The 7,219-nt window shown below is 64.3% G+C and carries 6 protein-coding genes; 4 read left to right on the forward strand and 2 right to left on the reverse strand.

The annotated features are described in order from the left end of the window. Window positions 1-51 precede the first annotated feature (51 nt). From AC1DSZ_RS03430 to AC1DSZ_RS03445, 4 genes are all read left to right on the forward strand, one after another. Window positions 52-1,479, forward strand: a complete 1,428-nt coding sequence (locus AC1DSZ_RS03430; RefSeq protein ID WP_476836975.1) for a M48 family metalloprotease — start codon at window positions 52-54, stop codon at window positions 1,477-1,479. Between the two features lie 44 nt (window positions 1,480-1,523). Then, on the forward strand, window positions 1,524-2,324 hold the full coding sequence (locus AC1DSZ_RS03435; protein ID WP_476836976.1) for a DsbA family protein: 801 nt from the start codon (window positions 1,524-1,526) through the stop codon (window positions 2,322-2,324). 83 nt (window positions 2,325-2,407) lie between these two features. Further along, window positions 2,408-3,223, forward strand: coding sequence for an ABC transporter permease (locus AC1DSZ_RS03440; protein ID WP_476836977.1), 816 nt, complete (start codon window positions 2,408-2,410; stop codon window positions 3,221-3,223). A gap of 8 nt (window positions 3,224-3,231) precedes the next feature. Then, a complete protein-coding gene (locus tag AC1DSZ_RS03445; RefSeq protein ID WP_476836978.1) occupies window positions 3,232-3,960 on the forward strand; it encodes an ABC transporter ATP-binding protein in 729 nt (242 codons plus the stop codon). A gap of 280 nt (window positions 3,961-4,240) precedes the next feature. Here AC1DSZ_RS03445 and AC1DSZ_RS03450 read toward each other — a convergent pair whose 3' ends face one another. Both AC1DSZ_RS03450 and AC1DSZ_RS03455 read right to left on the reverse strand, forming a co-directional pair. Further along, complete coding sequence (locus AC1DSZ_RS03450) at window positions 4,241-6,085, reverse strand: methyltransferase domain-containing protein (protein WP_476836979.1); 1,845 nt, start codon at window positions 6,083-6,085, stop codon at window positions 4,241-4,243. Between the two features lie 133 nt (window positions 6,086-6,218). Then, window positions 6,219-7,219, reverse strand: a 1,001-nt coding sequence (locus AC1DSZ_RS03455; RefSeq protein ID WP_476836980.1) for a glycosyltransferase family 2 protein, incomplete at its 5' end; no start/stop codon positions are given.

The raw sequence follows: 7,219 nt of genomic DNA on the forward strand, positions 1-7,219 counted from the left end.
TTGACCGGGAGCGGAGCTGTCCGTAAGTCTTGGCGCCGGTCCGAGAGCCCCATGCTTCGTTGTCTTCGCCGCTCCCCTAGCAGCAACCGCCCTGCCCCGCCAAGCGGCGGGTTGCGGCGCGGCGTCGTCTCGCTGGCGGTCGCGGCCGCGATGGCGCTTCAGCCGGTCGCCGCCTCCGCCCAGCAGGCGCGCGCCGGCGTGATCCGCGACGCCGAGGTCGAGGCCTTGCTGCGCGACTACGCGACCCCGGTGTTCGGAGCCGCCGGCATCCGCAAGGGCTCGGTGCAGATCGTTCTGATCGGCGACCGCTCGTTCAACGCCTTCGTGGCCGACGGTCGGCGCATGTTCGTGAATGTCGGCGCCATCATGGACGCCAAGACGCCCAACGAGATGATCGGCGTCATCGCGCACGAATCCGGCCACATCGCGGGCGGCCATCTCCAGCGCCTGCGCGAGCAGCTCGCCAATGCGCAGATCCTCGCCATCGTGGGCATGCTGCTGGGCGTCGGCGGCGCGGCGGCCGGCATGGCCTCGCGCGATCGCGTCGGCAATGCGGGCGGCGGGGCCATGGGCATCGCACTCGGCTCGCAGGAGCTGGTGAAGCGCAGCCTGCTCGCCTACCAGCGCTCGGAGGAGCAGGCGGCCGACCTCATGGCCCTGCGCTTCCTGCAGGCCATCAAGCAGTCGCCCAAGGGCATGCTCGACACCTTCCAGCGCTTCAACCAGGACGCGATGTTCAAGACCGCGAGCGTCGATCCCTACCTGGTGAGCCACCCGATGCCCAACGAGCGCATCGCAAACCTGGAGCGGCTCGCCAGCAAGAGCCCCTATCTGGACGTCAAGGATCCGCCCGCCCTGCAGTTTCGCCACGACATGGCGCGCGCCAAGCTGTTCGGCTTCACCGCCAAGGCCGAGGAGGTGGGACGCCGCTACCCGCCCTCCGACATGAGCCGCCCGGCCCGCTACGCCCGCGCGATCATCGCCTACCGCTACAAGCGCCTGCCCGAGGCGCTCTCGCAGGTGGACGCGCTGATCCGCGAGGACAGCGGCAATCCCTACCTGTGGGAGCTCAAGGGCCAGGTGCTGCTGGAGTTCGGCCGCGCCGCGGAGGCCATCCCGCTGCTGCGCAAGGCCGTGTCGCTGGCCCCCTCGGCCGGGCCGATCCGCACGCTGCTCGGCCAGGCGCTGGTCGCCACCGAATCGAAGGCCGGCGCCGCCGAGGCCGTGCGCGAGCTCTCCAACGCGGTGCAGCGCGAGCCCGAATGGGCGGAGGGCTGGCACCATCTGTCGCGCGCCTACGGCCTCAAGGGCGACGAGGGCATGGCCGCCTACGCGGCCGCGCAGGCTTATTTCTACGCCGGCGACTACAACGCCGCCGCCACCCAGGCGACGCGCGCCAAGGAGAAGCTGCCGCCGAACTCGCCTGGCTGGATCAAGGCCGACGATCTTTTGAACACGCGCCCGCCCCAAACGCCGTAATATCCGCGCACGCGCTTCGCGCCGCCTCTTTCCGGAGTTCGACCATGCCTCTCGCCGCCGCCCTCCCGCTTCTCCGCAAGGCCGCCATCGCGCTCGCGATCGCGGCCGCGACGGCCGCGGCGCCCCTCCCCGCATTCGCGCAGGGCAAGTCCGCCGACTTCTCGGACGCGCAAAAGAGCGCCGTGCGCGAGATGATCCGCTCCTACCTGCTGGAAAACCCCGAGGTGATCCAGGAAGCGCTGGTGGAGCTCGACCGCCGCCAGAAGGACGCCGAGAAAACCGCCACCAAGGCGGCGCTCAGCCAGGTGGCCGCCACGCTGGTGCAGTCGCCCCGCAACATCGTGCTCGGCAACCCCACGGGCGACGTCACGCTGGTGGAGTTCTTCGATTACAACTGCGGCTACTGCAAGAAGTCGCTGGCCGACATCCGCGAGCTCTCGAAGTCCGACCCCAAGCTGCGCATCGTGATCCGCGATTTCCCGGTGCTGGGCCCCGATTCGGTGGAGGCAGCCTTCGTCGCCGTGGCGGTGAAGAACCAGCTCAAGGGCGACAAATATTTCGACTACCACCAGAGGCTGCTGGAATCGAAGGGTCGCGTCGGCAAGGAGCGCGCGCTCGCGGTCGCCAAGGAGCTCGGCGTCGACCAGGCCAGGCTCACCAAGGACCTCGAGAGCCCCGAGACGCGCGCCGCCGTGGAGGAGACGATGCGGGTCGCCGACATCCTCAAGCTCCAGGGCACGCCCGCCTTCGTGATCGGCGACGACGTGTTGTTCGGCTCGCAGGGCATCGAGCCCCTGCGCGGCGCCATCGCGTCCGTGCGCCAGTGCGGCAAGGCGACCTGCTGACCGCCTGATCGAAGCGCGAGCATTACGAGCTCAGGCTTCGCCACATAGACGACGGACGCCATGCTTGATATGACGTCCATCAAATGGCGTTTTATCATCTCATCAGCCGGCGCGAGGCCGCGCTGGCCGTCGCGGACCTGAGAATCGGCTCGCGCTCCTGGCCCATCTGGACCCATCTCGGCCTCATGGACATCCGCCAGCGCTACCGGCGCTCGCGGCTGGGGCAGTTCTGGATCACGCTCAGCATGGCGCTGTTCGTGGGCGGCATCGGGCTCGTCAACGCCAGCCTGTTCAAGGCCGCGGCGTCCGACTACATCCCCTATCTGGCCGCCTCCTTCACGGTGTGGACGCTGGTGGCCGGCCTCGCCAATGACGCCACGGGCGTGTTCACGCAAGCCGCGCCCTTTCTGCGCCAGGCCGCCATTCCCAAAACCGTGTTCGTGCTGCGGGTGATGACGCGCAATCTCGTCGCCTTCGCGCATAACCTCGCCATCGTCCCGCTGGTGTTTCTCGCGTTCGGCGTCTGGCCGGGCGCGACGGCCCTCCTCGCTTTGCCCGGGCTGGCGCTGCTGCTGGCGGCCGGCTTTTGCGCCGTGCATGCGATGGGCGTGCTGGCGACGCGCTTCCGCGATCTGCCGCAGATCATGCAGAACGTGGTGCAGCTCGCCTTTTTCCTCACGCCCGTGATGTGGCGGCCCGAGCAGCTCGGCCCGCAGGCGCAGGCGCTGCTCTCGTTCAATCCCTTCGCCGTGTACCTGTCGCTGGTGGCCGATCCCCTGCTCGGCCGCGCGCCGTCCGCCACCGCGTGGCTGGCCGGCGTCGGGCTGCTCATCCCGCTGGGCGGCGTCGCCTGGCTCCTGTTCGCGCGCTTTCGGGCGCGCATTCCCTATTGGCTCTAGGAGCCCGCATGGCCGCCATCGCGTTGCGTGACGTCAGCGTCGAGTTTCCCATCTACAACGCCGCCTCGCGCTCGCTGCGGCGTGGATTGCTGCGCACCGTGGGCGGCGGGCTGGAGGGGCGTGACAGCGGCGTGGTGCGCGTGCAGGCGCTGCGCAATGTCGATCTCGCGCTCGCGCCGGGCGACCGGCTGGCGCTGGTGGGCCACAACGGCGCCGGCAAGTCCACGCTGCTGCGGGTGTTGTCGGGGGCCTACGAGCCCTCCTCGGGCGAGGCCGCGATCAGCGGCCGCGTCGCCTCCCTGCTCGACATCTCGCTCGGCATGGACGAGGACCTCACCGGCCGCGAGAACATCGCGCTGCGCGGCGCCTTCGCGGGGCTGACGCGGCGCGAGCTGGCCGAGCGGATGGACGAGATCGCCGATTTCTGCGAGCTCGGCGAGTTCCTGGACCTGCCGATGCGCACCTACTCGTCCGGCATGGCCCTGCGGGTGGCCTTCGCGGTCTCCACCGCCCTCACGCCCGACATCCTCCTCATCGACGAACTCATCGCCGTCGGCGACGCCGCCTTCGCGTCCAAGGCCCGCGCCCGCATCGAAAGCCTCATGGACCGCACCGCCATCCTGGTTCTGGCCAGCCACAGCGTCGAGATCCTGGAAAGCTACTGCAACAAGGCGATCAGGATGGAAGGCGGAAGGGTGGTGGCGGCGGGGTCGGTGCGTGAGGTGGTGGGGGGCTAGAATTATCGCCACTTCGGGACATTCGCGAGCTCAACGCGCCAAGCGCGGAGCTTTGCGAAAAGCTTCTTCCCAAGCAGCAGTTTGAGCAATATCCACCGACGCCGAACGGGTGCATCCTCCGAAATCACGACGCGACCTGTGGATGTGAGAGTGGGGCGAACTCGATCCATCTCTTTGAGGTGCGCCTCAACTCTCGCGATATCAAACCCTTTGGCTGATAGTAGAGGCTGCCAATGACGGAGCCGCAGCCCCATCGGGTTGCGATGGAGCAACTCAGCTTTCACAAACGGGAACCCGTTGTGAAGCAGAGTCTCCCATAACTCGTGAGTTGGGTTGAGCTGCATCTCCCCACTGCAGCAGCGCCAGGAAAAAGACTTTCTAAGGAATACAGTACCTCAATTCTCAGACCCGCAACTTTTCGAAGATAGGCGAGCATCTTAAGTTCATAACTATCGATGACCGCCTGTTTATCTTCAAAGCTGCGAACCGAGCTCCAAAACAGTTTCACTGCCAATGATTGCAGCGCTTCATTCTGCAAAACAAAGAAAAAGCTTTGTGCATGGTGTAAAGGCTCATTTGAATCCACCAACGCTAGAAAATCGGCGCTCGAATGCCGGATTTTCTCGATCATTGCAGGAAACGTTGATCCTGGTCCGATGATGCTGTCGTTTATGAACACAATCCGACGAGCTGCCCATAAGCCAGGAACTCGCTCTAGGGCTGCAGCCCACGCAGCGAAATCATAGCCGCCATTGAGGCGCACAATTACGCCATGCGATTCTCTCACGCCGTCTAAGTCAATATGTATGTCAATATTTGGAACTACATAGCAAACTACGCAATCGAAGTTTTCACGCGAGAACGCTTCGATAAGCCCCTTTGCGGCAGGCGTAAGCTTTCCGTCCGGCGCATAACCCACGATCAAACAAACTTCTCGATCAACGAGAGATACAGGCTGCCGAATAACCTTCAGCGGCAGCTGAGCAGCCGTCTTGATTTCCCAACGGCTATCCAGATCTGCCTGAAACCGGTCGGCCAGTTTCGCAGCCATCGGCGTAAAATAGATTGCCTCTTGAGCGAATGCGGCGCCGACGCGGACTTCGTGCGCCATGCATACTAGTGCGCTCTTCGCCAGACGGAGAACCGACTCCGACGGAGCCCGGCATTCCTCTTTGTATCGGCCGGCGAAGAGCAATCCACATCCTGCCCAAGCAGGGAAAATCTCGCAGTCGAGGGCTTCTGGGCTGCTGCACCTTTCCGCCGTCCGTTCTGGATCATCGAAATCGATATCGAATTTGGCTTTCGCGACTTTACGGAACGGAAGGTAAGCCCGATCAGCCCAAGCAAATTGCCCCGTGTTGATCGCGTCTTTCAGAAGCCGATACAATGCGCCACTCGATACATGAGGGTCTTCGTGATCACCAAGCATCGCAAGATAGCTGAAGTATTCTGTCCACTTCACAAAGCCGACAGAGATGCGCGGTAGCGGCTGTTTGGAGGCCCACGCAAACAGTCTTATTCCGTCGTCGTACACTTGTACGTGTTCGTAGCCACAACGTTGGAGGAGCGACTTCAACGCGTCTGCTGATATGAGAAAGTAGTGCAGGAACGGAGATACAGCCGCAATCAAAGTTGGCGCGTCAGTGTCCCGGCCAACAGCGCGCGAGCTCGGCGTCGTCAAAACCAGAACGCCTGAGTCGGAGAGAGCAGCGCTTATTTCTTTGATGAAGCCAGCTGGGTCAGATACGTGCTCGAGAACCTCGCTGCTGAATACGAAATCAAAACGTTCCCCGTGAATCGTCTTGGCTTCGCTGTAGTACTCAGAATAAATCTCTGTCCCGAGCTTCTCGCGGCCGATCTGCCCGTACTCGCTTGCCTCTAGTCCGACCGAACGGCCGTAGCCCATCGTGCTCCAGTAATGCGGTACAAACCCAAAACCGCAACCGACGTCGAGAAGACTGCCCTTTATATCCCCCAAAGCAAACAATGGATCGAGCATCGCCGTGATGCCAGCTCCGTTTTGGACGTAACGGTGCCAATACCCCGAAAACTCATTGTAGCTTTTGATGACGTCAGGATCAGCTACGTAGTGTGATCCGCAGCTATCGCAGCGGAGCAAATTCATCGAAATTTCAGGTGCGTTGTCCAAGCATACCGAAAGCGATAGATCGGATCCCATTACTCCACAGACGGGGCACGCAGCCGCTGTAACGACACGCTCATCGCTCGATCCTGCAAACGCTATATTATACATCGCGCTACTTTCTTGTATCTAAGGGCGAATTAGACGCGATTGCGGCCATGTATAGCGCCAGAGTTCCAACGAAATTTTGCCGAAAAACGCCGCTTTCAAAGATCTTGGTGGCGCGGTAGAACGAAGAACCAACCCAAGCCGCAGTTATTTGGCGGAGGCATACGCGCGAATGAGCGTCTAATTCAGCGTCTAGTGTACGCAACGCCAGCAGATGCACTTTGAGTGTCTTCTGATACTCGTCTCCAAACACCCGCTTCACCCGATACAACCAAAACCCCAGGCTCCGGCTCACCCCGATCGCATTCCCCCCGTGTTGCCGGTAGCTGGCGCTGGGCTGGGGATCGACCCACATGGTTCCGCCCACCCCGGTGACCACCGCATAGGCCAGCCAGTCATGCGCCGAGACGGGGCCGGCGGCGGCCGCGCGGGCCAGGACCCGGCGGGCGGCGGCGTTCATCACCATGGTGTGGCCGGGCGCGACGTTCTGCACCAGCGCGTTGCCGAAGGCCGGGGGCCGGCGCGGCGCGTCGATTCGGCCGATCACCCGGCCGTTCTCGTCCACGGTGCGCACCGCCGAGGCGTAGAGCGCCGGCCTGTCGGGCCCCTGCGCCTCGAGCCAAGCCACCGCGCGGGCCAGCTTGTCGGCGTCCCACAAATCGTCCTGGTCGCAGAAGGCGACATAGTCGGCCTCGATGGCGGGGTCCTGCACCATGGCGAGGAAATTGGCCGCGAAGCCCTGGCGCGGCCCCGCGCGCCGCAGGAGCCGCCCCTCCCCCCAGGCCGCCGCATAGCCGTCCAGGATGGCGCCGCTCGCGTCCGTCGAGCCGTCGTCCGAGGCGTGCAGCGTCCAGGCGCGGTGCGTCTGCCGGGCCAGCGTGTCGAGCTGCTCGGGCAGGAAGCGCGCGCCGTCGTAAACCCCCATCAGGATCGCCACGCTGGCCTGCCGCCCCGCCGCGCCGGGGGCCGCGTCCGCAGCCGCCGCCCGCCCGCAAGCCTCCGCGCGCC

It is taken from the genome of Alsobacter sp. P4_H11 (assembly GCF_056400925.1).

Bases quoted from the DNA above. Each gene is read 5' to 3' on its own strand.
- AC1DSZ_RS03430 (WP_476836975.1), top strand. From the start codon at position 52: ATGCTTCGTTGTCTTCGCCGCTCCCCTAGCAGCAACCGCCCTGCCCCG.
- AC1DSZ_RS03435 (WP_476836976.1), top strand. From the start codon at position 1,524: ATGCCTCTCGCCGCCGCCCTCCCGCTTCTCCGCAAGGCCGCCATCGCG.
- AC1DSZ_RS03440 (WP_476836977.1), top strand. From the start codon at position 2,408: ATGGCGTTTTATCATCTCATCAGCCGGCGCGAGGCCGCGCTGGCCGTC.
- AC1DSZ_RS03445 (WP_476836978.1), top strand. From the start codon at position 3,232: ATGGCCGCCATCGCGTTGCGTGACGTCAGCGTCGAGTTTCCCATCTAC.
- AC1DSZ_RS03450 (WP_476836979.1), bottom strand. From the start codon at position 6,085: ATGAATTTGCTCCGCTGCGATAGCTGCGGATCACACTACGTAGCTGAT.